This is a genomic window from Butyrivibrio sp. CB08, from assembly GCF_003625485.1.
Lineage (GTDB): Bacteria > Bacillota > Clostridia > Lachnospirales > Lachnospiraceae > Butyrivibrio.
This window is the reverse complement of record NZ_RAIR01000001.1, coordinates 205287-230121: the sequence shown is the minus strand read 5'-3', so window position 1 is coordinate 230121 and position 24835 is coordinate 205287. Positions and strand designations below refer to the sequence as shown.

The window sequence follows — 24835 nt, the reverse complement described above, 5'->3', positions numbered from 1 at the left end:
AAAACAAGGTGTCTTCCTGGGGAGGAAGGCACCTTGTTTTTTGCTGTGTATTTATTTTGCTATCTCTACTTCTATGCCCATATCCGCAGCGCGTTCTTCGTAAACTTCTCCGAACTCGCGGCTGACAACAAGCTTCTTTTTGGCATGTCTGCCCCCAAGCCTGCCGGCAACTGTATCAATTTCATAGAGTGCGCTGAGTTTTTCATGATTGTTGAGATTACCACTTTTGCAGGAGATAAATATCGGGATTATTCCGTCAATCGCCAGCACATCTATCTCATTGAATACATCATCTCCATTTGTTTCATGGAGCACTCCATCCCAGTCAATATGGACACCTACACGGCAGTCTTTATGCAAAGCCTTTTCCTCATGATAGACATGAAGTTCAAAGGGACTTCCAGTATCTTTGATGCAGTCTTTTACTTCCGGATTCTTAAATCTGAACCTGTATCTTCTGCCATGCTCAAGATCAAGGATCAGCCCTTCCTTATAAAGAACATCAAGAATTTCCTCCAGGATACTGGTGTTGTTAAACTTTCCTCCCCTCTGCTGAAGCTCATTTATAACAAACTCGTCGCTTGCATCCACCCAGAGATCCTCAGAGACCTTCATTTTTGATGTAATAAAATTGGTGAATGCATTCCAGTACGGATCATACTTTTTTGCTATTTTGAAGACCTTTTCAAAATCCGCCTTAAACTCCGGACCCAGGTCCTTTTTGATATCTTTCTGCATACGATAATTGATGGTAGCACCATACATCTCAACGTAGCTGTCAAGATCAAGCTCCACAGTCTGAGGACTTACATCTTTACTGATGCTTCTCTCAGCCCCCTCATCAAGCTCTATAAGTTTGTCCTTTTCCACATCAAACATGTGAATTGGGACATTCAGCTCTTTTGCCAGCATTCCAAAGGCTACCAGCAAAAGCCCTTCACCACCTGTGATATCGAAAAAGAGCTTTGATTTCCCGCTACTTTCATGGATGATCTCTTTTCTCATCCCCTCAAGGATAGATGGCAGATCCTTTTCAGACAGCGGCAAAAAGATAACGTCCTTTACACCGCAATACTTTTTCAGGAAGTTCTTGGTCTGATCCTTCAGCTTTACGATAGTCTCGTAATAGCCAAAAAACACGACCTTATCAACTTGATAATGCAAACAGGTAATTACATTTTCAATACTCTCATCGCAAAGGAACTCGAAATTGACAACCATATAAAACCCTCCTGCAAATATCTTGGTAATACCATTATATACGCAAAAAGGGGCACTTTGCAGTACCCCTTTCAAAGCTTTTTTCAGGCAAAAGAGCTAACGACCTCGTCGCAGATTCCAAAGTCTATAGCTTCCTCTGCGTTCATGTAGTTGTCGTAACTTGTTGCATCATTTATCTCCTCCAGGGTCTTTCCTGTGTGCTCTGAGAGGATTCCATTTACAATGGACCTGGTCTCAAGGATCTTGTCGGAGATATTCTTTATTGAAGTGGCAGAGCCGCCAACTCCGCCTGATATCAGAGGTTCATGGATCATGACCTTGCTGTGCTTAAGGATATATCTGTGGCCCTTCCTGCCTCCAGCAAGGATGATGGCCGCCATGCTTGCTGAGATACCAGTGCATACCAGGTTGATCTCCAAACTGCTGCACTGTATGGCGTCGTAGATAAAGAGCCCCGCGTTTACTTCGCCCCCTGGGCTGTTGATGTAGATTGCTACTGGGTCGCTATTTTCTTTTTCAAGGTACATAAGCTGGGAAAAAAAGTCGTTGGCCATATCTTCGTTTATCTCCCCCGTAAGGAAGAGTTTTCTGTCCATGAGGTGTCTCGTTCTAAGAGACACCTCCCTGACTCCGTGTGCACTTTCAACCTCAACAGAAGGTGTCCATGTGATATTCATATTTGTCCTCCTTTACTCTGCTTGAAACTGGTCTGCATCTTTCCTTTCCAAGAAGCTTGCTGCGAAGAGGTTTGTCATCCCTTATTTTTACTTCTTTGAAAGATTTGCTCTCAAAGTTTGAGGATTCCTCGTAGGTATCAAGGTCGAGGATTTTTCCCCAGATGGGTTCCTCTCCCCTTCTGAATATTACGTTGGTCCCAACGGGCATGTTCAGTATCTTCTTTACAGGTACATCGCACCTCTCAGCCACAGCCTTGGCGGTTTCAACATCCGTTCCTCCCATGTATACGTAGGTGTCGCAGTTACCTATGATGGTGCGCCCGTCTGCCCCGTAGGAATCAAGGAGCTGCGCTTCTGCCTGTATCATCAGCATTGCTGATATGCCCCTTGACCTTATTGAAGCTATCATCCTTGGGAACTCATCAATGCGGCAGTTGGTAGCAAAGTCATCAAGGATGAACCTTACTGGAACTGGGAGTTTAAAGTCCTTGCACTCCTTGTCTGCGTACCTGCACAGCTCGTTCATGGCCTGGGTGAAAAAGAGATTTGCCAGGTTGTCCATGGACCTGTCGTTGTCACTTACTACCACAAAGAGGGCTGTCTTTTTTTGTCCGATGGAAGCGATGTTCACATCGTCGCAGCTCATCATCTCTGTAAGCTCCTGGGAGTTGAAGTTCCTTATCTTTGAGGTAAGGGTGATAAGTATTGAGTTGAAGGTTCTCTCTGGGGCTACAGCTACATTTCTGTACTGTCTGGTGGCCCAGCTGTCTGGATACCTCCTTTCATGGGCTGACATCATTCTGTCTAAAACACTGTCGTCATCCGAAGCGTAACCGCTTCTTCTTGCCTGCTGCAGGAGCTTTTCAATACTCCTGAAGTTCTGCTCATCTTCGTTGAGGTTCTCGATGCAGTAGGCTATGAGCGATGACAGCAGCATGGCCGCGCTGTGATCCCAAAAGGGATCCTGGGTAGTATTTTCTTCGTAGGCCAGCATGTGGGCGGCCTTGATTATGTCTTTTGGCTCCTTAATGTAGCTTAAGAAGTTGTAGTGAACTGAATTAAGTGGGTCCGTGAAATCAAGCTTCTTAACTTCGTAGCCTCTCTCCTCAAGGTACTTTTTGTACTTGCCATAGAGGCTCCCCTTCGGGTCTGAAACAATGTAGCTGCCAGTGGCTTCCATCAGGTTGGGACTTACTATTCCCCTGGTCTTTCCTGCGCCAGATGCGCCGACCACAAGGACGTTGTTGTTTCTTTTGGTGGAGTAGGTGTCAAGACTGTACACCCTGTCCTTCCCCAGAATCATGTTGCTTTGTTTTTGCATTGGTTAGCAACCTCCTTCCCTGGTTTAGTTCTTTTCATATTCAATTCTTTTCAAATGCTATGATAGCGAAATGGGAATAAAGTGAAAATGACGCTGAAGTTTAGTATGGCGAAACGCCTTAGATCTGTACTTTTAGACAAAAAGGAAGAAGGGGCTCATCGCCCCTCCCCTCTATTTGAATGATGTCATCCATTGTTGTATGGAATATTGTGCTTAGGATTATTAAGTTGTCCAGTGACGGCAGGCAGTCTCCGCGCTGCCATCTGAAGATAGCGTTTTCCGAGCTGTGTAGTATTTCTGCCAGCTGGGCTACAGTATAGTTGTTGGAGTACCGAAGCTCCTTGATCTTGTTCCCTGTTGCAGGAAGGTCGATTCTTACTGAATAGCTATCAAACATAATTTGCCTCCTTGTGTAAAGTGATAATTACCAGTTGCTACCAGCTACCATCGGTTACATCATCCTCTGCCCGTGGGGCATTTGGCACCGCTGCCTCTAAAGGATGCAAGGCTGTGTTATATTTGGTTTTTCGTTATTAAGTTTTTCGGTAAAGGATATTATAACACTTACCTGCAGAATGTAAATCCTGCGGCTGTTATAATAAATCGGTTAATTGAACTATTTTCTTTAGGATAACTCCTTTATTTTTATAAGTCCGGAAACAAGGTGACTGTCAGAGTTTGTATCTGTATACTCTCGTCTCAAAAGGCCTGAAGAGCTTATGGGTCTGCTCGTAGTTGCAAAGCACAAGCTCGCCTCTCTTGCCCCTAAATTTCTCCGGCTTTTTGGGTTTAACAGGAAGTCTTGAAAAAGAGCATATGACAAGATAAGCCTCGTCATCAAGACACCTTTCATACATGTATATATTGGGGTTCTTTGGGTAAAACTCGTTGTAGGTACCATATAGAAGGGTCTTAGAGCTCTTTCTAAGGCTCAGGCACTTTCTGTAAAAATTCAGGATGCTGGCGGGATCTTTTTCCTCGCTTTCCACATTAACCCTCTTGTAGTTTGGATTAACGTAGAACCATGGCTTAACATTTGAGAATCCCGCATTTGCGCCTGGATTCCACTGCATAGGAGTCCTGGCTGAATCCCTGCTGGATAAATGTATCCTGTGAAGACGCCTCTCAGGGTCCTCTTTTAGGTGATAGGTGTGATAGTTGGTGATGGAGGAAACATCAACATACTGGTCAATTGACATGAGCCTTATGTTGGTCATGCCAATCTCCTGCCCCTGGTACACAAAAGGAGTACCCTGAAGGAAGATGTAGCAGGCAGCCAGCATGGTTCCTGACTCTCTCCATAAATGTTCGCTTCCATATCTGCTGATGATCCTTGGGTGGTCGTGGTTCTCCATATAGAGGGCATTCCAGCCCTTTCCCTCAAGAGCCTTCTGCCACTTGGTCAGAGCTTTTTTGAGCTTCACCAGTGAAAATGGCCTGTGCATATACTCTGTCATAAAGCAGTCAGCCATCATGTGGTCAAAAGAGAACATCATATCCAGGGACTTTGTTGGCCCTGTCAGATAGTTCATGGCAGACTTAACCGTAGTCATTGGGCCTTCCCCAAGCTGGAAGCAGTCATACTCTTCGCAGACCTTCCTAAACTCAGACAGGTACTCGTGAATGTGAGGGCCGTCCTTGTAATGGGACATACCCTTGGCTGCAGGAAGGATTGGAAGTCCGTTTGGAAGGCCTTCTCTCTTTGATATGAAGTTGATAACGTCTTCCCTGAAGCCGTCAACTCCCATATCCAGCCAGAAGCGCATGATATCCTTTACTTCTTCTCTGACCTTTGGATTATCCATGTTAAGGTCCGGCTGCTTTTTGGCAAAGATATGGAGGTAGTACTGACCTCTTTGTTCATCATACTCCCAGGCTTTGCCCTCAAAGAGGCTGTCCCAGTTGTTTGGCTTATCACGCCAGATATAGTAATCGCTGTAGGGGTTATCCTTCCCCTTTCTGCTCTCAATAAACCATGGATGCTCGTCTGAAGTGTGGTTTACAACAAGGTCCATTATGACCTTAAGTCCCAGCTCATGGGCCTTTTTAAGGACCTTCTTAAACTGGTCCAGATCTCCAAAATCAGGATGGATGTCCTTGTAGTCCGAAATATCATAGCCAAAATCAGCATTAGGGGATGGGTAGATTGGCGAGAACCAGATTCCATCTACGCCAAGGGACTTAACGTACTCAAGCTTGTCATAGACGCCGTAGAGGTCTCCAATCCCGTCTCCGTTTCCATCTGCAAAGCTTCTTACCCAGATCTGGTAGAAGCTCATCTCTTTATACCAGTCACGTTTACTTGTCTGTTCCATCGTGAATCATGTCCTTAATCTCTGTAATGATATCTTCCCTGATACTGCGAAGTTCCTCAAAGTTCTCTCTCATGCCCTCATAGATCATCTTCGGGGTATCGAAGAAGGCCTTCTGTGTGCCATCAAGAGCTACAGCTGTCATGTTCATCAGATACTCAAAGCTCTGGTGTTTCCTGATTCCAAGTTCTCCTGAAACCTTCATCTCATGAAGTTCCTTGTATCTGTCGTAGGCAAGCCTTACGGCTTTGTCCCAGGATATGTAAATCTCATCCATGGCCTTCTGGCCAGTCTCATTAAGCTCAGGAAGTTTTCCATGGACTTTCTTTAAAAGCTCTGCCATAGACGCAGCATTTTCCTCTATCAGGTAGCTGTTTCTTCCATCTGTAACGCCCTCTGCAGCGCAGGAACCCTTTATGAGAACGCTGGCAAGTCCACAGGCCGCAGCTTCTCTTACTACTATTCCGTTAGTATCATAGGTAGATGGGAAAAGAAACAGATCAGCCCTGGTGTTCCATGCCCTGAGTTTTTCTCTGTCGTGCTCCGGACCTGTGAAGATTATCTTTCCAGCCATTCCCTCTTTTCCATCGAAATGAGTAAGCGCGCCGTTCTCTCCGTATACATCCATGGCGATGCCATATTCCCTGACCTTGTTCTGGAGTCCCTCAGCATCAACGCCTCCACCAACAAAGACCATTCTAAAGTCAAGGCCAGAAACCGACAGCTCTTTTACCGCATCAACGATAATTGGCAGACCCTTGTAATTCATAAGCCTTCCAACAAAAAGAAAAAGCGTCGTTCCCTCAGGTATGTCGTAGGACTGGTTCAGTTCTTTTACCAGGTCCTTGGACGCTCTGCCCTTTGGAAAATCAACGCCGTTTGGCATCACTCGAAGCTCGCCCTCATAACCAAGGGCTCGAAGATTCTCTCCAGCTCCTTCAGATACCACCCAGACGTCGTCACAGGCCTCAATGTTGCTGACCATCACCTTTATGGTCTCCTTCTTAAGAAGGCCCTCGCCCACAGCTCTTTCAATGTCCACATCAAACTTGGTGTGGTAGGTAAAAACTATAGGCGCACCAGTCTCCCTTCTTAGGATCCTGGCCATAATGGTTGATGCCGCAGGACAATGGGTGTGGATAATGTCAGGTTCCATCTCCGCCATCTGGGCTATCTCCCTGATAGCCAGTGGATTACCTGTCCTGTATCCCTTGACAAAATCTGTGGTATCAAAGCTCGGATAAGGTACGACCTTGTATGGATAGCCTTCATAGCTGACATCCGGATATCTTGGAGTTCCCACCACAACATTTGACTTAAGCTCTGTGGTAAGTACGCTTCCATAGTTCATCACCACATTTGCAACGCCGTCAATCACTGGTGGAAAAGAGTCATTCAAAAGGCATATATTCATCTTCAGGTCACCTCTTTTTTCAATTATTTATTTTCTATTATAGGAATATTTGTTACATCAAATACGCGGATGTAATAACCTCTGATGGATCTTCCGCTTCCCCTTATCTTACCGATCTCATAACAAAAGATCTGCTCTTTGTATCTGAAAACGTTAGAAACAGTGCGCTCTTTGGAGTTATTTATAAACTCTGTCAGAGCCGGGCGAAGATACGTGTTAAATTTCCCTCCATCTCCGGGAATAGGCTTTTCCAGTTCCCACTCCGCAATCTCAGGGAAAATTACCTTTGCATATTCGCTACTGGACATGTATTTTACACGCTTGGAAAAAACAATATATCCACTGCTACTGACCTCTGAATCTATAATTTCAGGATTGTTATAGGGCGAATATACTGATATTTTTATCAGCGTCATAAGTATTATGATGAGAGTTATTGTTGCTGCAATAGGCATCAGCTCAACGGTATTCTTAACAAGTCTCTCGTTTGCATAAACGCTTATGGTAAACAGATCAACAAACAGCATAATATCTACGTTTGTGCGGCTTACCACAGTCTTTCTGGAAATAGAATATATAGCTACTACAATTCCTGCCACTGTATAAACAGCCAGAGATATCAAATATACAGTGTGCATAGGTCCATAGGTCTTGGTAAGGTAAGTACCAGCCTCAGACTGATGGAACTGTATGGTCTTGTAGAAGATATCCAGCTTTCCACAGGTGCAGACCGTCATATAGATAAAAATCTGAATGGCGCACATTATTGAAACCGCAATATTAGGGATACGAAGTCTGCAGATGCTGCACATTATCAGGAAAAACAGCAAGGGAGAAAAGATACCCAGAACATAGGACAGGGTATTTCCCAAGATTGCCTCCTCAAGATTAGTGGATACGGACAGGGCATAATATCCCCCGTTACTTATGGCCACCACCACGCAAAGGAGCACAATGTTATAATCCACTACTCCAGCATAGGAAATAATGTAGAGCAGCAGCAAAAGAGCTATCGAGAAACATATAATATAGATCATTATTCAACCCCTCATAATCGAATAAACGTCTCCTAGTACATTATATATCATGTTATGTCAATTAAAAAGAGACGGTTCCATTTTGGAACCGCCCCTTAAATCTCGTCTAATTAGCTTGATGATTAATTAAGCGTTAACGATCTGGCCGAAGTCTGGCTTAAGGCTTGCACCGCCGATGAGACCACCGTCGATGTTTGGCTTTGAAAGAAGCTCAGCTGCGTTGCCAGCGTTCATTGATCCGCCGTACTGGATGCGTACAGCATCAGCTGTAGCTGCATCGTACATCTGTCCGATGAGCTCACGGATAAGAGCGCAAACTTCCTCAGCCTGATCTGACGACGCTGTCTCGCCTGTTCCGATAGCCCAGATAGGCTCGTATGCGATAACAAGCTCCTTAACCTGATCAGCTGTTACACCATCAAGATCCCACTTGATCTGTCTGGCGATCCACTCTTTGTATGTGCCAGCCTTACGAAGTGCAAGAGACTCACCACAGCAAAGAATTGGCTTAAGGCCTGCTGCGAATGCCTTCTTAACCTTCTGGTTGATGAGGATATCGTTCTCACCGAAGATATCTCTTCTCTCAGAATGTCCGATGATGATGTACTCAACGCCTGCATCCTTGAGCATAGGAGCTGAGATCTCACCTGTGAAAGCACCCTTGTCCTCGATGTAGAAGTTCTCAGCACCAACGTGTACGTTTGTACCCTTAACAGCCTCTACTACAGGAACAATATCAATTGCTGGTACGCAGTAAACTACGTCTACAGCGTCATTCTTAACAAGGTCCTTTAATTCTGCACAAAGTGCAACTGCCTCGCTGGGAGTCTTGTTCATCTTCCAGTTACCGGCGATAATTCTTCTACGTGCCATTATGTAATCCTCCAAAGATTATTTATATGTTAGCGATCAAGCCTTATCATCTGCAGCGTAAACGCCAGGAAGCTTCTTGCCCTCAAGGAACTCAAGAGAAGCTCCACCACCAGTTGAGATGTGGCTCATCTTGTCAGCATAGCCAAGCTGGTTAACAGCTGCTGCACTGTCACCACCTCCGATGATTGTTGTAGCTGTTGTCTCTGAAAGTGCCTTAGCAACTTCCTCTGTTCCGTTTGCAAGAACTGGGTTCTCGAATACGCCCATAGGTCCGTTCCAAACTACAGTCTTAGCAGACTTAACAGCGTCAGCGTAAAGCTCGATTGTCTTAGGTCCGATATCAGCACCCTCTTTGTCTGAAGGGATCTTGTCAGCATCAACAACTGTTGTTGCGATGTTAGGATTGTCGATAGGATCTGGGAAAGAATCGATGCAAACTGTATCAACAGGAAGAAGAAGCTTCTTGCCAGCCTTCTCAGCCTTCTGCATCATTTCTTTGCAGTAATCTACCTTAGTCTCATCAAGAAGTGACTTACCAACTTCGTATCCCTTAGCCTTAAGGAATGTGTAAGCCATACCACCACCGATGATAAGAGTATCGCACTTATCAAGAAGAGTGTTGATAACGTTGAGCTTGTCAGCAACCTTAGCACCACCGAGGATAGCTACGAAAGGTCTTACTGGATTCTCAACTGCGTTACCAAGGAAGTCGATCTCCTTCTGCATAAGGTAACCAACTGCGTTGTTGCCGCCCTTTTCCTTGATGAACTTTGTAACACCAGCTACAGAAGCGTGTGCTCTGTGAGCTGATCCGAAAGCATCACATACATAATCATCTGCAAGGTCTGCAAGCTCTTTTGCAAAAGCATCTCCAGCCTCTTCAGGCTTGGTCTCTTCCTTGCCTCTGAAACGTGTATTCTGAAGAAGAATAACATCTCCCTCGTTCATAGCCTCAACAGCGCCTGTTGCAGTTGCACCTGTAACAGAGTAATCGCTGATGAACTTAACTTCCTTGCCAAGCTTCTCTGAAAGTCTCTTAGCTACTGGTGCAAGAGATTCACCCTCGTTAGGGCCATTCTTAACCTTACCAAGGTGTGAGCAAAGGATAACCTTACCGCCATCCTTAACGAGCTTCTTGATTGTAGGAAGAGCTGCTACGATTCTGGTCTCGTCTGTGATCTCACCGTTCTTAAGAGGAACGTTGAAGTCGCAACGAACGAGAACGCGTCTGCCCTTTACATTAATGTCATCTACGGACTTTTTGTTTAATGCCGCCATTTAATATACCTCCTGGGTTTATTATTCTTAAAAAAAGAGGCCCGGTCCATATGGACCGGACCTCATTAAAAGTCTATTCCGATAGGATAGGTAGATCAGCCAAGCTCAGCAAAGTACTTGATTGTTCTAACCATCTGTGATGTGTATGAGTTCTCGTTGTCATACCATGAAACAACCTGTACTTCGTATGTATCGTCATCAACCTTGTTAACAAGTGTCTGAGTTGCATCGAAGAGTGAACCAAATCTCATACCAACGATATCAGATGAAACGATCTCGTCTGTGTTGTATCCGAATGACTCTGTAGCTGCTGCCTTCATAGCTGCGTTTACAGCATCCTTAGTAACGTCTGCCTTCTTAACAACTGCGAAAAGAAGTGTTGTTGATCCTGTAGGTGTAGGAACACGCTGTGCAGCGCCGATAAGCTTGCCGTTAAGCTCAGGGATAACAAGGCCGATAGCCTTTGCAGCACCTGTTGAGTTAGGAACGATGTTTACAGCACCTGCACGTGATCTTCTAAGGTCGCCCTTTCTCTGAGGACCATCAAGGATCATCTGGTCACCTGTGTAAGCGTGGATTGTGCACATGATACCTGACTGGATAGGTGCATAATCGTTAAGAGCCTTAGCCATAGGTGCAAGACAGTTTGTTGTGCAAGATGCAGCTGAAATGATCTTGTCATCCTTAGTAAGTGTTGTGTGGTTAACGTTGTATACGATTGTAGGAAGATCATTTCCTGCAGGAGCAGAAATAACAACCTTCTTAGCACCAGCATTGATGTGTGCCTGTGCCTTATCCTTAGATGTATAGAATCCAGAGCACTCAAGAACTACGTCTACTCCAAGCTCTCCCCATGGGCAATTGTTTGCATCAGGCTCTTTGTAGATCTTGATTGTCTTACCCTTTACTGTGATTGTTCCAGCCTCGTCATCAGCTGTTACGTCATCTTCGTGACCTACTTCTACGTAACGTCCCTGTGAAGAATCGTACTTCAAAAGATGAGCAAGCATCTTAGGGCTTGTCAGATCATTGATAGCTACTACTTCGTAACCTTCTGCACCAAACATCTGTCTGAATGCAAGACGACCGATACGGCCAAAACCATTGATTGCTACTTTTACTGCCATTTTAAGTTCCTCCTAAAATGAATTTAATAAATAGGTTGCTGTTCCTATATCATCAGAATTGATAATTATTTATCAGCACCCTCTATTCTATTAGACTTTTAGCCATAAATCAAGTGAGAATATTAAAAAATGTGCTAGAATTACTAAGTAAATAAATAACAAAAAATGGAGAGAGTTATGTCAATACGATCCGACTACCATATGCACACTCATCACTCAGGAGACAGCAAGGCTCCAATGGAGGATATGATAGAGTGTTCCATAGAGCTTGGCCTTGAGGAGATATGTTTTACAGAGCACCTGGACCTTGATTATCCAACCTGCTATGACGACCTTCCCCCAGAGCCCTTTACTCTCCTTCCCGGCCCCTACAGGGAGGAGTACGAGAAATATAAGGCTGTATACGGAGACAGGATATCCATGCGCTTTGGCGTAGAGATAGGAATGCAGACTCAGGTCGCAGATCAGAACAACTCTTTTATAGAAGAAAACGGATTTGATTTTGTAATCGCATCAATCCATATCGTAGATGGGAAAGACCCATTCTATGCGGATTTTTGGGAACAGGACACCATAGAAAACATCTATAAAAAGACCTTTGATACCACCCTGGAAAATATAAAGTGCTTTGACAATTTTGACGTTCTGGGACACCTGGACTACGTATGCCGCTATGCACCAGCGGGTGATACCACCTATTCCTATGAGCGTTTCAAAGACCAGATCGACGAGATCTTAAAGTACCTTGTATCCCACGACAAGGGGCTTGATTTTAATGCCAAGATCCTCTCCAAAGATCCAAACGGTATGCCAAATCCATGCCCTGCTGCCCTAAAACGCTTTAAGGAGCTTGGAGGAAAGATCATAACCATAGGTTCCGATGCCCACAGGCCAGAAAAAATAGCCTGCGGTTTTGACAGAATGAGAGATATTGCCCTTGAGTGCGGATTCACTGAATATTACACCTTTGAAAAAAGAAATCCCATCGCCCATAAACTTTGATTAGCTGCATTAAATATAGTAAAATATTTATTAGTAATTCGATAAATCATTACTACGTCATGGGGGCGCTTCATGAAATCTGATTTTTATAACTGGAGCAAAAGAGCTAACGTCTATAATTCCATCTTTATTTATAAGGTAGTAACCCTGGTTGTTGCCGTTGTTCTTACCATCGCAATGACAATTCTCTTTTTCAGGGACAGGGCAATCTTTAAAGAGAACTTAAATGGTCAGGTACCTGTATTTTTCATCTGTACAGGAATCTGCCTCATCCTTTTTATAATATCCATCATCATTGATTTTTATATTATCCGAAGAACTGTATCCATCGGAAAGAGACTTAACAAGCTGGCCTATATCGACCACCTTACAGGTCTTCCAAACAGATACAGCTGTGACCTTCTTATAGAGAGCTTCAATAATCCGGAGAGACTTCCAAAGACAGGATTCTTCCTGATACAGATCTCCAACCTTGGTGCCATCAATTCCAGCGAAGGTCACAAGAACGGAAACTATCTTATCTCCGAGTTTGCAACCATCATCGAGGATGTAAGCGAAAACTACGGATATGTAGGTAGAAACGGCGGCAATGAGTACATCGTTCTCCTTGATGACTGCGACTCCACCAAGGCAGACATGTTCCTTTTAGAGCTCACAAAGAGGATCCACGGCTACAATGAGATGAACGTTGGAACTCCGCTGGAGGTTCACTATTCCAGAGTACTAAACTGCGACGAAAAGAAGGAAAAGATTTCAGAGATCATTTCTCTTGGCTACAAGAAGATCAGAGAAATGCCTCTTACTCTTGCATAAAATATGAAAACATTGTTTACCAGGAAAAGAAAAAGATCATATGCACTTCTTTGTGTATTCATGGGTATATCCATGACTTTCCTGTCCGGGTGCGGAGAAGATAAAACTCCGGTTGGAGTGTCCACAAGTAAGAACGCTCCTGCCCAGCTCAAGAACGACCCAGACGTTCCAAGAGAAAAGGGAAGCCGCGATAATACTCCTGTTTGTCTTGTGCCTGAAGAGAGCGGCGAGATTGTTTACGAGAATGAATACGCAAGGCTTGATGCTTCCCACGCTGATGAGGGATACGTTATCGTAACCTACATCGGACAGTCCCCAAAGGTTAAACTCCAGATCACAGGTCCGGGACAGAGAACCTACACCTACGACCTCATTTCCGGAACACCAACTCCAGAGGTATTTCCTCTCCAGACAGGTAATGGTGAATACATGATAAACGTCTTTGAGAACATTCAGGGAACCCAGTATTCACAGGCCTTTTCACAGCTCCTAGACGTCACCATTACAAATGAGTTTGGCCCATTCCTTTATCCAAATCAGTACTGCAAATTCAACAGTAATACCAAGGCTATTGCCAAAGCTGAAGAGCTGGCTTATGTGTGCAATTCAGACATCGAGGTGGTATCTGAGGTTTACAACTATATAATCGCCAATATCGAATATGACCACGCTGAGGCTGAGTCCGTAGAGAGCGGTTATCTTCCCGATGTGGATGAAGTTCTTTCTACCAAGAAGGGCATCTGCCTTGACTACTCCTCTCTCATGACTTCAATGCTAAGGAGTCAGAGAATTCCTACCAGAATGGAGATCGGATACGCAGGAACAGCCTATCACGCATGGCTTAGTACCTACATTGAAGACATTGGCTGGGTCAACGGAATGATCGAATTCGACGGAACTGAGTGGTCACTTATGGATCCAACCTTCGCATCAAACACCAAGGATAAATCCCTTAAGGAATTCATTGGTGATGGTGCAAACTACTCTGTCAAATACATCTACTAATAGTTTATCTATCGGAGGGCACAATGGGCGCTACTTCTAAAGCAAAAAAACTAAACAGCTATGAGATCTCAAGCTTCTGCAGGGAGATGGCACTGCTTTTGCAGGCAGGTATTGCTCCCGGAGATGGAATTGATATTCTTGCAGATGACACCACAGATGCTTCTGCCAAGAAGATCTACAACTCTATAAGCCAGGTTCTGCACAGCGGTGAAAAATTCCACGTAGCTCTTTCCATGAGCGAGGTATTTCCTGACTATGTTATCCACATGGTAACAATTGGTGAGGAATCCGGAAGCATGGACACAGTTATGGAATCCCTTGCAGACTACTACGACAGGGAGGAAAACATTGAGTCCAGCATCAAGAGTGCTGTAAGCTATCCTCTTATCATGGTATTTATGATGCTTGTGGTTGTACTTGTTCTGATCACCAAGGTTCTTCCAATCTTCGATCAGGTATTTGCACAGCTTGGAACCAGCATGAGCGGCTTTTCACAGTCTCTTTTGAACCTGGGCAACGCCCTTAACACCTACTCTTTCATAATGATAGCCATTCTGGTTGTCCTGGCACTTTGCTTCATGTACTTTGCCATGACTGAGAGCGGAAAGAGTAACCTTCGAAATCTTCTTAGGAAGTTTGGCCCTACCAAGAGACTTATGCAGGAGATCGATACTGAGCGCTTCGCCAGTGGAATGGTCCTTACTCTTTCAAGTGGTATGGATACCTATGAAGGATTGTCCCTGGTTAAAAAGCTTGTGGCTTCCGATGAACTAAAGGACAAGATTGAAAACTGCAGAAACCTTCTGCTTGATGGTGACAGCTTCCCTGAAGCCCTTGAAAAATCCAGCATCTTCGGTTCCTTCTACTCACAGATGGTATCCGTTGGATTTAAGTCAGGATCCATGGATCAGGCCATGAAGAGAGTTTCTGAGAGAATCGAGCACGACACCCAGAAAAGAATCTATTCACTTATTTCAGTTCTTGAACCAACACTCGTTATAGTACTTTCCATCATAGTAGGAATGATCCTTTTGTCAGTTATCCTTCCTCTTCTTGGAATCATGTCAACTATCGGTTAATGAGGCTTATATATGGCAAACAGATTTGATAAAACCAGCATTTCCATATTGCCCTCTGATAACTTCTACAGAGTGATCTCCGTGGTTATCTTTGTACTCATTGCAGTCTTCTTTATCCAGGCTGTTGAGTACTCCGGAAGAAGCTCTATTGAGAAGGAACAGGAGTCCTTAGAGAGCGCCATAGCAAGGGATATTGTCCAGTGCTATGCCATTGAAGGCATGTACCCTCCATCTCTTCAGTACATGGAGGACCACTACGGCCTTACCTATGACAGCAACGTTTTCTTTGTGGACTACCAGCCCATCGCGGCAAATCTTTATCCGGATTACACAGTGATCCTAAGGTAATTTAAATGAGACAGGAACAAAAGAAAAATCACACAATTGATACCGTTTTTGTAATCTGCCTGCTGCTGTTATTTGTGCTGTCCTCTCTTTCAGTGATAGCAATCGGAGCCAGCATTTACAAAAAGAACGTGAGCGCTATGGCAGACAACTCCGCCCATAGGATAGCCTGCGCCTATATCACAGAGAAGGTCAGACAGGCTGATGAAGGTGGCAACATCCACGTCGAGCAGGTCTTTGGGGAAAACGCCCTTGTCCTTTCTGAAGACGTTGACGGAGTTCAGTACAACACCTATATCTACGACTACGACGGTAATCTTATGGAGCTCTTTGCAAGGGCTGATCTTGGAAACTTCTATCCTCAGTCAGGACAGAAGATCTTAGAGATAGGCTCTTTTGACATTGAAGAAATTGACACAGGATTCTTTAGGGCAGATGTTGTCCTTGAAGACGGCTTTGAAGATTACCTCTACATAACAAGAAGGAGTAGTACCGCAAACTGACATGGAAAACAAGCGTAGTTCCAAATTAAGTTTGTTCCTTATGGAACTCATAGTGGCGATCATGTTCTTTTCCCTTTCTGCAGCTGTCTGCATAAGGCTTTTTGCTGCTGCCCACGTTTTGGCTGAAAAGACAGGTAATCTTGAGAGCGCCATCATGTGGTCCCAGAATCTGTCCGAAGCTTTCACCGCAAAAAAAGGTGATCTTGAAAAGATAGCAGCCCTCTACCCTGATTCCTACATCGCCTCTGACTCTGATGATGCAGGAAGCCTTATCATCATCTTTGATAAAGACTGGGAGCCAACAGACAAGGACCTTGCAGATGCTTCCTACGAAGTTATCCTTTCAGCTGCCACCAAAGATGCCAGCGAGGTTTACTCTGACATCACAGACTATGATGTAGAGCTTGTGGGAAAAGCAGTAACAGGAGAAATCGCAGTTATCGACCTTCGCGGCGGAAAAGAAGTCCTTTCTGTAATCCCTGAAGATAAGGATAAGATCTTCTACAGCAACAGCGTTGACGTCTATATCGGAAAGGAGGGTGAGTAAACCATGAGCAGAAATGAAAATCAGGGCTCACATGTTGGAACCGCTTCTATCCTTCTGATATTTACCGTTTTATCAATCATCTCTTTTGCCACATTGACCCTTGTCAATTCCAAGGCCGATTACAACCTCAGTAATAACCTGGCTTCCCGCCAGCAAAGTTACTACAAAGCCTGCCACAAGGGAAACGCTTTTGTAGCAGCCGTAAATTCGGGGTTTGAAACTGGCGCGGAAGATGGTATAATAAAGGAAGCCATCCCAATTAGCGATAATCAGAGTCTCGATATTGCGTTAATTGTGAATAGTGCAAAAAAATCACTCAATTCAGATAATAGTGATGGCATTATCCAGTGGCAGGTGGTGAACCATGGAGATTATGAGTATGACACTTATCTTCCGGTCATGAAATAATGAACATGGTTTTAAAACAATTTTCTCAGAGACTTTATCAAATTTTAATTTTTGGCATAACGATTTAACGTGCACAACCAAAAACATGTGGTACAATAGATTATGTACAAAATTAAAATTAAAGAAAATTGCTCCTATTTTTTTAGCAACTAAAAATACTTTTTTGGAGGTTCAACATGGGAAAAAGAATACTCATTACAGATGACGCCGCTTTCATGCGCATGATGCTCAAGGACATCCTTTCCAAGAATGGATATGAGATTGCTGGCGAAGCTGAGAACGGAAAAGTCGCAATCGAGAAATATAATGAGTTGAAGCCCGACCTTGTAACTCTTGATATCACAATGCCTGAGCTTGATGGTATCGGTGCCCTTAAGGGAATTAAGGCTGCAGATCCTAATGCTGTATGCATCATGTGTTCTGCTATGGGTCAGCAGGCAATGGTTATTGAATCCATTCAGGCTGGTGCCAAGGACTTCATCGTTAAGCCTTTCCAGGCTGACCGTGTTCTTGAGGCTGTTAAGAAAGCTATCGGCTGATCCGATTCTGTATTAGCGCAAATATATAGAGGTTCTGCATTTTGCAGAACCTCTTTTTTTCGTGTTACCTGCTATTCCAGATGATCATCTCTTTACGAAGGTAAATGTCTATGGATTCTACCTGTTATATGCCCTGTCTCTAAGGAGCTTTAATACTTCAAAGATTGAATCTATAAGAAGCAGTGTTCCGCAGGATAGCATGTACCACCTGTTCTCGATATCAGGAACCATGAGAATATAGCCTCCAAGAAGGAAACATACTATTCCTTCAAAGGAGTATCTGAAGCGCTCAAAAAACTTGGTGTTATGTATCTTGAAGTTGATGATATTCTGATACGCAAGGGCCAGGAGAATTACTCCCAGGATCATACTTGATATTACAAAGAGAGCTCCATCTTTGACCACAACCGCCGATGTCAAAACCCAAAGGACGATGCAGAGCATAACCCTGGGTCTTTCTACTTTAAAGTCCCATTCGCTTTCCTTAAGGTGTCTTATGGTCAGAACCACTTCATATATACATGTAGCAAGAAGTACCACAAAGACTATAGACTCCATTGCGAAGTCAGGAAAGGCAAAGCACAGAATACTAAGGACCAGTGTAAGAGCAATTCTTACGGACTCTTTTCTGTTGATAAGTCCCCAGATCCTTACAAAGATCCCCCTGCTGTCGTCATCTTTACTCTTAATGTTCTTAGCCTTGTTCTTAAGATTAAGGGCATCGCTTCCTGCCATGTTAATAAGAAGTTCTTCAAAGACTTCAGGTCCCTTTAAGGCAAACTCCTTGATGGTGCTGGCTCCGCTGTCAGCCATGGAACCAAAGAGAGCCTCGATAAAGTTCTCCCTTGCTCCAAGGTCCATCCCTTCTACAAAGCGGTCAATAAGGTCTGTTATCAGGTGACTCTCAGGAGCATGATCGGCGCAGGATATAAGTCCGCTTGAATCCAGCATCCAGGTCTGCATGCTGTGCTGGATAAGGGCATGTGCAGAGCTTCTTACAATGATGCTCTCCCCTGCCGGGGGTTCAAAGATCCTTCCTATTATGGAATACTCCGGGGTGATCTTGGTCACCTTGGGAAGGATGTTATTTATAAGGCTCTTGTCCAAAACCTCGTCACAAAAGCCTGGTCCGTCATTGATATATACATGCTTAAGTTTTGACTGCTGTTTCTGATCAAGATGAGCTGCTGCATAGAGGGCAAGGTGCGCGCCCTTGGAATGGCCAAGGATTATGGTATCTCCCTTTGCCTCATTTACATGCCTTATGGCATAGTCCAGGGCCAGGTCCTGGGATGGCACGTTGGTGTAGCTTATCATGAAGTCTTCCTTCCACCCTATGATGGTGGAGTCCGTTCCACGAAAAGCGATGACTGTTGTCCCATCATCCAGGGTGTAGGTCACTGCTGCAAACTGCTTGTCTGAAGTATCGAAGATATCCTGGAAGTCAGACAGGACCACATTTCCAAACCTCTTGGACCTTGCACAGTATCTGGCAAATTCGATGTCGTCCTTACCTGATCCTGCTCTTGTATTCTTGATAAGGCCAAGCTTATCCAGGGCTGTTATTGCATCCCTTAAGGTCATGGATTCATGGCCCTCAAAAATAGGCTTGTAGTCTATATACACAAGCTCTGAGAGCACCAGGTTATCTTCTGTTTTAAACTCACGCTCTCCAAAATCAAGATCGCCCCTCCAGAGAACGTATTCAGTCAAATGTGGCATGGCAAGTACCTTCTTTATGCAGTCTCGGATTTCATACCTGTGTAAAGCTGATAGTACTTCTGTTTCTTGGCAATGAGCTCGTCATGAGTTCCCTGCTCAATGATCCTGCCCTGTTCAAGGACTATGATGCAGTCGCTGTTTCTTACTGTTGAAAGTCTGTGGGCAATAACGAAGGTTGTCCTTCCCTTCATAAGTCTGTCCATACCATCCTGAACGATCTTCTCAGTTCTGGTATCGATTGAAGATGTAGCCTCGTCAAGGATAAGAACTGGAGGATCTGCAATAGCGGCTCTTGCTATGGCAAGAAGCTGCCTCTGGCCCTGGGAGAGATTAGCTCCATCTCCTGTGAGCATTGTGTCATATCCTTCAGGAAGCCTCTTGATAAAGCTGTGGGCGTTAGCAAGCCTAGCTGCTGCGATCACTTCCTCGTCTGTGGCATCCAGCTTACCGTATCTGATATTGTCCCTTACTGTTCCAGTAAACAGGTGTGTATCCTGAAGAACGATTCCAAGAGACCTTCTAAGGTCTGCCTTCTTGATCTTGTTGATGTTGATATTGTCGTACCTAATCTTACCGTCCTGAATGTCATAGAAGCGGTTGATAAGGTTTGTGATGGTGGTCTTACCTGCTCCTGTTGATCCAACAAAAGCTATCTTCTGACCTGGCTCTGCGTGGAGCACGATGTCGTGAAGGACCATCTTGTCGTCTGTGTATCCAAAGTCTACGCCGTTAAAGGTAACATCGCCCTCCATTGGCTGATAGGTTGTGGTGTCATCTGCCTTGTGATAATGCTTCCAAGCCCAGTGTCCAGTGTGGTGATCAGCTTCAACGATCTGACCGTCACGCTCCTCTGAGTTCACCAGCATAACGTATCCGTCATCAGTTTCTGGCTGCTCATCAAGGAGTTTAAAGATTCTCTCTGCTCCTGCAAGAGCCATGATGATTGAGTTAAACTGCATGCTGACCTGGTTGATTGGCATTGAAAAGCTCTTGTTAAAGGCAAGGAAGCTTGCAAGTCCGCCGACTGTAAAGCCAACAGCAACGCTGTCTGAAAGTGCGATAGCAGCACCGATCATGGCGCATAAAACATAACTTGTATTACCAAGCTGAGCGTTGATAGGTCCCAAAGCTCCTGAATAAGCGTTAGCCTTAAAAGCGCTCTGACACAGCTCTTCGTTTAATGCGTCAAACCTCTCAACAGACTCTTTTTCATGGTTGAATACCTTAACAACCTTCTGACCTGTCATCATCTCCTCGATGAAACCGTTGAGCTCACCAAGGTTCTTTTGCTGTGCCACGAAGTTCTTACCAGATGACTTGGTTGCCTTGGCTGAACAGAACAGCATGACACCAACCATTGCCATAGTCACCAGGGTAAGCGGAATTGAAAGCACCACCATGGAGACGATAACTGACACGATAGTTATCGCACTTGATAAGAGCTGAGGAATACTCTGGCTTATCATCTGGCGAAGTGTATCGATATCATTGGTGTAGATTGACATTATGTCGCCGTGGGCGTGGGTGTCAAAGTACTTGATCGGAAGGCTCTCCATGTGGGTAAAGAGATCCTCACGGAGCCTTTTAAGTGTTCCCTGGTTGATCTCAACCATGACCCTTGCCTGCAAAAATGCAGACACAACGCCAAGTCCATAAAAGAGCGCAACTCTTCCAATGGCTCCAAGAAGTGGTCCGTAGTCTGTACTTCCACTGTCAAGCATTGGCTGAATATATGAGTCGATCAGGGTCTTTGTGAAAAGAGTTCCCTGCACGCTTGAAAATACAGTAAGAAGAATACAAATAAGTACCGTAAACATATGAATGGGATAAAACTTAAACACATATCCCATGATCCTTGCAAACAGCTTTCCAGGATTCTCGACCTTAGGTCTTGGCATTCCTCTGCCTCTTGCTCCTGGTCCACCCTTTATCTCTTTAGCTTCTGCCATTTCTATATCCTCCGTTATGCGCTGGGGCGATCAAAGTCTGCATCGCCTGATGCGCCTGTCTGAGATTCATAAACCTCTCTGTAGATGTCGTTAGTCTTAAGGAGCTCCTCGTGAGTTCCAAAGCCATTTACCTGACCATCGTCCATTACGATGATGCGGTCACAGTTCTGAACTGAACTGATCCTCTGGGCAATGATAAGCTTGGTTGTTCCAGGTATCTCCTCTGCAAATGCCTTTCTGATCCTGGCATCTGTGGCTGTATCTACAGCACTTGTGGAATCATCAAGGATAAGGATCTTGGGCTTTTTAAGAAGAGCCCTTGCGATACACAGCCTCTGCCTCTGACCACCGGATACGTTGGTTCCGCCCTGCTCTATCACAGTGTTGTAGCCATCTGGCATTCTCTCAATGAATTCATCAGCACATGCCATCTGACAGGCTCTTTTGCACTCCTCTTCTGTGGCGTCCTTGTTACCCCAGCGGAGGTTATCAAGGATAGTTCCGGAGAACAGGACATTCTTTTGCAGTACCACAGAAACCTGATCTCTAAGTGTCTCCATGTCATACTCTCTAACGTCCACGTCTCCGACCTTAACAGTACCCTTTGTTACGTCGTAGAGTCTGCTGATAAGGTTAACCAGTGAAGACTTGGCTGAACCGGTTCCTCCGATTATTCCTATGGTCTCTCCGGATTTGATCTCAAGATTTATATTCTTAAGAACCGGCTCGTCAGAAGTTCTGTCATAAGCAAAGTCAACATTTTCAAAAGAGATGCTTCCATCCTTAACCTGTGCTACAGGATTCTCAGGATTGGTAAGGTCAGCTTTCTCGTCGATTACTTCTGCAATTCTTTTGCCGCTTGCGGATGCCATGGTGAGCATAACAAAGATAACAGCAAGGAACATAAGGCTCATGAGGATATTCATACAATATGTAAGAAGGCTCATGAGGTTACCAGTTGATAATTCGCCGCCAACTATCATGTGGGCACCAAACCAGCTGATAAGCAGAATGCAGGCATATACTGTACCTGTCATAAGTGGGCTCATGTAAACCACGTTCATCTCTGCCTTTACGAACATGTTGTAGATGTTGCGGGCAGCTTTTTTGAACTTGTCATTCTCGTAGTCCTCGCGGACATAAGCCTTAACCACTCTGATTGCTGATACGTTTTCCTGAACGCTCTCATTGAGGGCATCGTATTTTTCAAAGACTTCCTTGAAGTACTTGGATGCTCTGTTCATAACGAACACGATGATGACTGAAAGGAAAAGCACTGCGATAAAGTAGATGCTTGCAAGCCTTGGGCTGATGATAAAGCTCATTACAAGAGCAACGATCATTGAAGAAGGCGCTCTCATGGCCATCCTCAGGGTCATCATGTAGGCGTTCTGAATGTTTGTGACATCAGTTGTAAGTCTTGTTACAAGACCTGATGTTGAGAACTTGTCAATATTGGAAAAAGAGAAGGTCTGAATGTTATCAAACATAGCCTTCCTTAAGTTCTTGGCAAAACCTGTTGATGCCTTGGAACCATAATAAGCACCTCCAAGACCCGCAAGAAGTCCGAGGATCGCAATGACGATCATCATACCTCCGGTCTTAAAGATGTAGTCCATATTCTGTCCATAGATACCGATATCTACGATCCTGGCCATAAGGACAGGAATTATCATCTCGCAGATAACCTCTCCAAGCATACAAAGAGGCGTCAGTATCGATGGGAGTTTGTATTCTTTTACCTGGGATAAAAGTGTCTTTAGCATAGATTGTCTCCCTGTTTCTTTTATAATAATGTCAAATTAATATATTATATTGCACACAATTTAATGTCAAGTTTTGCCTTCCCAAAGACAAAGCGTGTCTATGCCGTAAACACAGACACGCTCTATATTATTTGTTCATAAATGTTCGTACATTAATGCCATTTACCTCAATATGATCATCTACCTCGATGACCAGGCACTGCCTTCCATCCACGATCCTTGTCTCAACAAGGTCTGTTCTGTCGGGCTTAACCTTGATAACAACATCAGGAGTCTCAACCTCAAACTTCTTGACACTTGCTATGTTGCTGGCAAGAAGAGGATAATCCTCGTTGCCTGTGCACTTGTTATAGTTCTCGTCGAAGTAATTGAGGCGCTCCTGTGAAACTCCGCTGTCAGAAAGAAGCTGCTTGACGTCCTTTTTGTTGAGCTCTAATGGCTCTGGATCGCCCTCGTGGTCCTCAATCATGTCGTTTAAGTTATCGTGGATATTTCTCATGATGTCGTAGTCAGCATCTTCACCGATGGTGTTCTGAATTACTGCATCAAAGATATCCTTCTGCTCAGGGGCAGATATTGGAGCCCTTCCGCCAAACATCGCCTCAACAAACTCAGGCTGCAGGTCGTCAGGCTTCTTGGTGAAGTAGAGCATGTTGTGGATGTCGGTATTTCTCTCAATAAATGCCGGGAAAAGAAATCCCTTCACCGGAGCATCTACTACCCAGTCCCTGTATCTTTCTTCTATTACATTGTCTTTTTCATTGTAACCAAGTCCAGCCTTGGAGAGCTTAACAGGGCAGATGCTGCAGAGCATGTAGTCATAGATGTTATCTGAAGCATCCTCCATCTCTATTCCATCCCTTGTAACTCCCGGGATGTCATATACAGCATGGATCACAATGATGTAATAGTTCTCGCCGTTTACATAGTTGGCGATGATCTTATCGTAGAACTCATCAAGAAGCTCGTCATCAGCAAGCCTTGAGTTCCTTAGTGTCAAAAGAAAGTCTTGAGTTCCTCCCGGCTGTTCCTGTTCCATAGGAAACTCAAGACTTATCAGATTCTTACCAAAAGTTCCTGCCAGAGTATGCTGGAAAATATCAAGATATTTAAACATCTCTTCGTCAGGAATGGATCCGAAAGCCTTCCTAAAAGTTAGGCGCTTGTTCTTTTCGTGATCCACGTAGCACCCGCAGATGTTGTCGATGGTGCACCTGTCAGGTGTAAACTGCTTTTTGATCTCTAGTGTTTCTGCCTTATTCATTTAATACATTACTTCCCCTTATTCATAAATTTGTGGCACATATCCTCAGCGAACTGAACAGGATACAGCTGCACCATGATGGAATCGATAAGATTACCGATCGTCATCCTGAATGCTATTTTAACAAATTTATCATAAGTAGTATCAAACATTTTTTCAAATACTTTAATACTCTCTACGTCAATCTGGTTAACGATAGGAGTACTGATGTCTGTAGGCACGCCAAGCATTGATGAAAGGGATGTTGCACTGGTTCCCATCATCTGGTTCATGGCCTCTGAAGCCGCAGAAAGATGAAGGTCTGTGATCTCACCAGCTGTGTTGGTTCCATCACCGCCCATCATAAGGTCAGTCATAACCTTTACATCATGTTCTTTAAGGACCAGGACATTGTTTCCCTCAAGTCCCTTTACGTAGTGGATCTGTACGAAGATACAGGTCTTCTCGTAATCATCAAGAGCCTCACTTCTCTTTATCACCTTAACATTAGGAGTAGTGATATCAACCTTCTTATTTACCATCATACTTAAGGTTGTTGCTGAATTACCCATGCTAATATTAGCTATTTCGCCCAAAATATCAATCTGATCATTGGTGAGTACAAAATCTTCCAAGCCAGTCACCTCCATATGA

General features: G+C 44.4%; 24 protein-coding genes. 9 read left to right on the top strand and 15 right to left on the bottom strand.

Translation table 11 applies throughout. The features are described 5' to 3' along the window. Window positions 1–51 precede the first annotated feature (51 nt). From D6855_RS01065 to gap, 10 genes are all read right to left on the bottom strand, one after another. Entirely contained in the window at window positions 52–1221 is a 1170-nt protein-coding gene (locus D6855_RS01065; RefSeq protein WP_120737151.1) for a Card1-like endonuclease domain-containing protein, read from the bottom strand. A gap of 83 nt (window positions 1222–1304) precedes the next feature. After that, window positions 1305–1898 (bottom strand): ClpP family protease, encoded by a 594-nt coding sequence (locus D6855_RS01060; RefSeq protein WP_120737149.1) that lies wholly within the window; start codon window positions 1896–1898, stop codon window positions 1305–1307. After that, window positions 1870–3219, bottom strand: coding sequence for a VirD4-like conjugal transfer protein, CD1115 family (locus D6855_RS01055; RefSeq protein WP_120737147.1), 1350 nt, complete (start codon window positions 3217–3219; stop codon window positions 1870–1872). Before D6855_RS01055 ends, D6855_RS01060 begins: the two co-directional genes overlap by 29 nt. A gap of 118 nt (window positions 3220–3337) precedes the next feature. Continuing rightward, window positions 3338–3616: a helix-turn-helix transcriptional regulator gene (locus D6855_RS01050; RefSeq protein ID WP_120737145.1), complete on the bottom strand. Its 279-nt coding sequence runs from the start codon at window positions 3614–3616 to the stop codon at window positions 3338–3340. Window positions 3617–3890: 274 nt separating this feature from the next. Next, the gene (locus tag D6855_RS01045; protein ID WP_120737143.1) at window positions 3891–5534 is read right to left on the bottom strand and encodes a glycoside hydrolase family 13 protein; all 1644 of its coding nucleotides are present in this window, start codon (window positions 5532–5534) and stop codon (window positions 3891–3893) included. Beyond that, window positions 5518–6945, bottom strand: a complete 1428-nt coding sequence (locus tag D6855_RS01040) for a glycosyltransferase (protein WP_120737140.1) — start codon at window positions 6943–6945, stop codon at window positions 5518–5520. The genes D6855_RS01045 and D6855_RS01040 overlap by 17 nt, the downstream gene beginning before the upstream one ends. A gap of 23 nt (window positions 6946–6968) precedes the next feature. Beyond that, window positions 6969–7982, bottom strand: coding sequence for a histidine kinase N-terminal 7TM domain-containing protein (locus tag D6855_RS01035; protein ID WP_120737138.1), 1014 nt, complete (start codon window positions 7980–7982; stop codon window positions 6969–6971). Between the two features lie 126 nt (window positions 7983–8108). Next, on the bottom strand, window positions 8109–8855 hold the full coding sequence (gene tpiA / locus D6855_RS01030; RefSeq protein WP_120737137.1) for a triose-phosphate isomerase: 747 nt from the start codon (window positions 8853–8855) through the stop codon (window positions 8109–8111). A 36-nt stretch (window positions 8856–8891) separates the two neighbouring features. After that, complete coding sequence (locus D6855_RS01025) at window positions 8892–10133, bottom strand: phosphoglycerate kinase (RefSeq protein ID WP_120737135.1); 1242 nt, start codon at window positions 10131–10133, stop codon at window positions 8892–8894. Between the two features lie 95 nt (window positions 10134–10228). After that, window positions 10229–11260, bottom strand: coding sequence for a type I glyceraldehyde-3-phosphate dehydrogenase (gap, locus tag D6855_RS01020; RefSeq protein ID WP_034446477.1), 1032 nt, complete (start codon window positions 11258–11260; stop codon window positions 10229–10231). A 177-nt stretch (window positions 11261–11437) separates the two neighbouring features. Here gap and D6855_RS01015 point away from each other — a divergent pair, with 177 nt between their 5' ends. The 9 genes from D6855_RS01015 to D6855_RS00975 all read left to right on the top strand — a co-directional run bounded on the left by D6855_RS01015 (window position 11438) and on the right by D6855_RS00975 (window position 17501). Continuing rightward, entirely contained in the window at window positions 11438–12262 is an 825-nt protein-coding gene (locus D6855_RS01015; RefSeq protein WP_158589436.1) for a histidinol-phosphatase HisJ family protein, read from the top strand. Between the two features lie 72 nt (window positions 12263–12334). Further along, window positions 12335–13075 (top strand): GGDEF domain-containing protein, encoded by a 741-nt coding sequence (locus D6855_RS01010; protein ID WP_120737131.1) that lies wholly within the window; start codon window positions 12335–12337, stop codon window positions 13073–13075. Between the two features lie 3 nt (window positions 13076–13078). Next, window positions 13079–14080: a transglutaminase domain-containing protein gene (locus D6855_RS01005; RefSeq protein ID WP_120737129.1), complete on the top strand. Its 1002-nt coding sequence runs from the start codon at window positions 13079–13081 to the stop codon at window positions 14078–14080. Between the two features lie 23 nt (window positions 14081–14103). After that, window positions 14104–15159 (top strand): type II secretion system F family protein, encoded by a 1056-nt coding sequence (locus D6855_RS01000; RefSeq protein WP_120737127.1) that lies wholly within the window; start codon window positions 14104–14106, stop codon window positions 15157–15159. A gap of 12 nt (window positions 15160–15171) precedes the next feature. Beyond that, a complete protein-coding gene (locus D6855_RS00995; protein WP_120737124.1) occupies window positions 15172–15507 on the top strand; it encodes a hypothetical protein in 336 nt (111 codons plus the stop codon). Between the two features lie 5 nt (window positions 15508–15512). After that, window positions 15513–16007: a DUF4860 domain-containing protein gene (locus D6855_RS00990; protein ID WP_120737123.1), complete on the top strand. Its 495-nt coding sequence runs from the start codon at window positions 15513–15515 to the stop codon at window positions 16005–16007. 1 nt (window position 16008) lies between these two features. After that, complete coding sequence (locus D6855_RS00985; protein ID WP_120737121.1) at window positions 16009–16554, top strand: hypothetical protein; 546 nt, start codon at window positions 16009–16011, stop codon at window positions 16552–16554. A 3-nt stretch (window positions 16555–16557) separates the two neighbouring features. After that, window positions 16558–16962, top strand: a complete 405-nt coding sequence (locus tag D6855_RS00980) for a hypothetical protein (protein ID WP_120737119.1) — start codon at window positions 16558–16560, stop codon at window positions 16960–16962. A gap of 176 nt (window positions 16963–17138) precedes the next feature. Continuing rightward, complete coding sequence (locus D6855_RS00975; protein ID WP_022764589.1) at window positions 17139–17501, top strand: response regulator; 363 nt, start codon at window positions 17139–17141, stop codon at window positions 17499–17501. Window positions 17502–17618: 117 nt separating this feature from the next. Here D6855_RS00975 and D6855_RS00970 read toward each other — a convergent pair whose 3' ends face one another. The 5 genes from D6855_RS00970 to fliY all read right to left on the bottom strand — a co-directional run bounded on the left by D6855_RS00970 (window position 17619) and on the right by fliY (window position 24816). Further along, window positions 17619–19223 carry an Mbeg1-like protein gene (locus tag D6855_RS00970; RefSeq protein ID WP_120737117.1) on the bottom strand — a complete coding sequence of 535 codons (1605 nt, stop codon included), beginning with the start codon at window positions 19221–19223 and terminating at the stop codon, window positions 17619–17621. A gap of 14 nt (window positions 19224–19237) precedes the next feature. Further along, entirely contained in the window at window positions 19238–21172 is a 1935-nt protein-coding gene (locus D6855_RS00965) for an ABC transporter ATP-binding protein (RefSeq protein ID WP_120737115.1), read from the bottom strand. 14 nt (window positions 21173–21186) lie between these two features. Continuing rightward, window positions 21187–22938 carry an ABC transporter ATP-binding protein gene (locus tag D6855_RS00960; RefSeq protein ID WP_120737113.1) on the bottom strand — a complete coding sequence of 584 codons (1752 nt, stop codon included), beginning with the start codon at window positions 22936–22938 and terminating at the stop codon, window positions 21187–21189. 127 nt (window positions 22939–23065) lie between these two features. Continuing rightward, window positions 23066–24202: a DUF4317 domain-containing protein gene (locus D6855_RS00955; protein ID WP_120737111.1), complete on the bottom strand. Its 1137-nt coding sequence runs from the start codon at window positions 24200–24202 to the stop codon at window positions 23066–23068. 8 nt (window positions 24203–24210) lie between these two features. After that, the gene (fliY, locus tag D6855_RS00950; protein ID WP_120737109.1) at window positions 24211–24816 is read right to left on the bottom strand and encodes a flagellar motor switch phosphatase FliY; all 606 of its coding nucleotides are present in this window, start codon (window positions 24814–24816) and stop codon (window positions 24211–24213) included. Window positions 24817–24835: the final 19 nt, after the last annotated feature.

What these genes read in the sequence shown, in the direction of transcription:
- D6855_RS01065 (WP_120737151.1), bottom strand. Translation starts at nt 1,221, where the DNA reads ATGGTTGTCAATTTCGAGTTCCTTTGCGATGAGAGTATTGAAAATGTA.
- D6855_RS01060 (WP_120737149.1), bottom strand. Translation starts at nt 1,898, where the DNA reads ATGAATATCACATGGACACCTTCTGTTGAGGTTGAAAGTGCACACGGA.
- D6855_RS01055 (WP_120737147.1), bottom strand. Translation starts at nt 3,219, where the DNA reads ATGCAAAAACAAAGCAACATGATTCTGGGGAAGGACAGGGTGTACAGT.
- D6855_RS01050 (WP_120737145.1), bottom strand. Translation starts at nt 3,616, where the DNA reads ATGTTTGATAGCTATTCAGTAAGAATCGACCTTCCTGCAACAGGGAAC.
- D6855_RS01045 (WP_120737143.1), bottom strand. Translation starts at nt 5,534, where the DNA reads ATGGAACAGACAAGTAAACGTGACTGGTATAAAGAGATGAGCTTCTAC.
- D6855_RS01040 (WP_120737140.1), bottom strand. Translation starts at nt 6,945, where the DNA reads ATGAATATATGCCTTTTGAATGACTCTTTTCCACCAGTGATTGACGGC.
- D6855_RS01035 (WP_120737138.1), bottom strand. Translation starts at nt 7,982, where the DNA reads ATGATCTATATTATATGTTTCTCGATAGCTCTTTTGCTGCTGCTCTAC.
- tpiA (WP_120737137.1), bottom strand. Translation starts at nt 8,855, where the DNA reads ATGGCACGTAGAAGAATTATCGCCGGTAACTGGAAGATGAACAAGACT.
- D6855_RS01025 (WP_120737135.1), bottom strand. Translation starts at nt 10,133, where the DNA reads ATGGCGGCATTAAACAAAAAGTCCGTAGATGACATTAATGTAAAGGGC.
- gap (WP_034446477.1), bottom strand. Translation starts at nt 11,260, where the DNA reads ATGGCAGTAAAAGTAGCAATCAATGGTTTTGGCCGTATCGGTCGTCTT.
- D6855_RS01015 (WP_158589436.1), top strand. Translation starts at nt 11,438, where the DNA reads ATGTCAATACGATCCGACTACCATATGCACACTCATCACTCAGGAGAC.
- D6855_RS01010 (WP_120737131.1), top strand. Translation starts at nt 12,335, where the DNA reads ATGAAATCTGATTTTTATAACTGGAGCAAAAGAGCTAACGTCTATAAT.
- D6855_RS01005 (WP_120737129.1), top strand. Translation starts at nt 13,079, where the DNA reads ATGAAAACATTGTTTACCAGGAAAAGAAAAAGATCATATGCACTTCTT.
- D6855_RS01000 (WP_120737127.1), top strand. Translation starts at nt 14,104, where the DNA reads ATGGGCGCTACTTCTAAAGCAAAAAAACTAAACAGCTATGAGATCTCA.
- D6855_RS00995 (WP_120737124.1), top strand. Translation starts at nt 15,172, where the DNA reads ATGGCAAACAGATTTGATAAAACCAGCATTTCCATATTGCCCTCTGAT.
- D6855_RS00990 (WP_120737123.1), top strand. Translation starts at nt 15,513, where the DNA reads ATGAGACAGGAACAAAAGAAAAATCACACAATTGATACCGTTTTTGTA.
- D6855_RS00985 (WP_120737121.1), top strand. Translation starts at nt 16,009, where the DNA reads ATGGAAAACAAGCGTAGTTCCAAATTAAGTTTGTTCCTTATGGAACTC.
- D6855_RS00980 (WP_120737119.1), top strand. Translation starts at nt 16,558, where the DNA reads ATGAGCAGAAATGAAAATCAGGGCTCACATGTTGGAACCGCTTCTATC.
- D6855_RS00975 (WP_022764589.1), top strand. Translation starts at nt 17,139, where the DNA reads ATGGGAAAAAGAATACTCATTACAGATGACGCCGCTTTCATGCGCATG.
- D6855_RS00970 (WP_120737117.1), bottom strand. Translation starts at nt 19,223, where the DNA reads ATGCCACATTTGACTGAATACGTTCTCTGGAGGGGCGATCTTGATTTT.
- D6855_RS00965 (WP_120737115.1), bottom strand. Translation starts at nt 21,172, where the DNA reads ATGGCAGAAGCTAAAGAGATAAAGGGTGGACCAGGAGCAAGAGGCAGA.
- D6855_RS00960 (WP_120737113.1), bottom strand. Translation starts at nt 22,938, where the DNA reads ATGCTAAAGACACTTTTATCCCAGGTAAAAGAATACAAACTCCCATCG.
- D6855_RS00955 (WP_120737111.1), bottom strand. Translation starts at nt 24,202, where the DNA reads ATGAATAAGGCAGAAACACTAGAGATCAAAAAGCAGTTTACACCTGAC.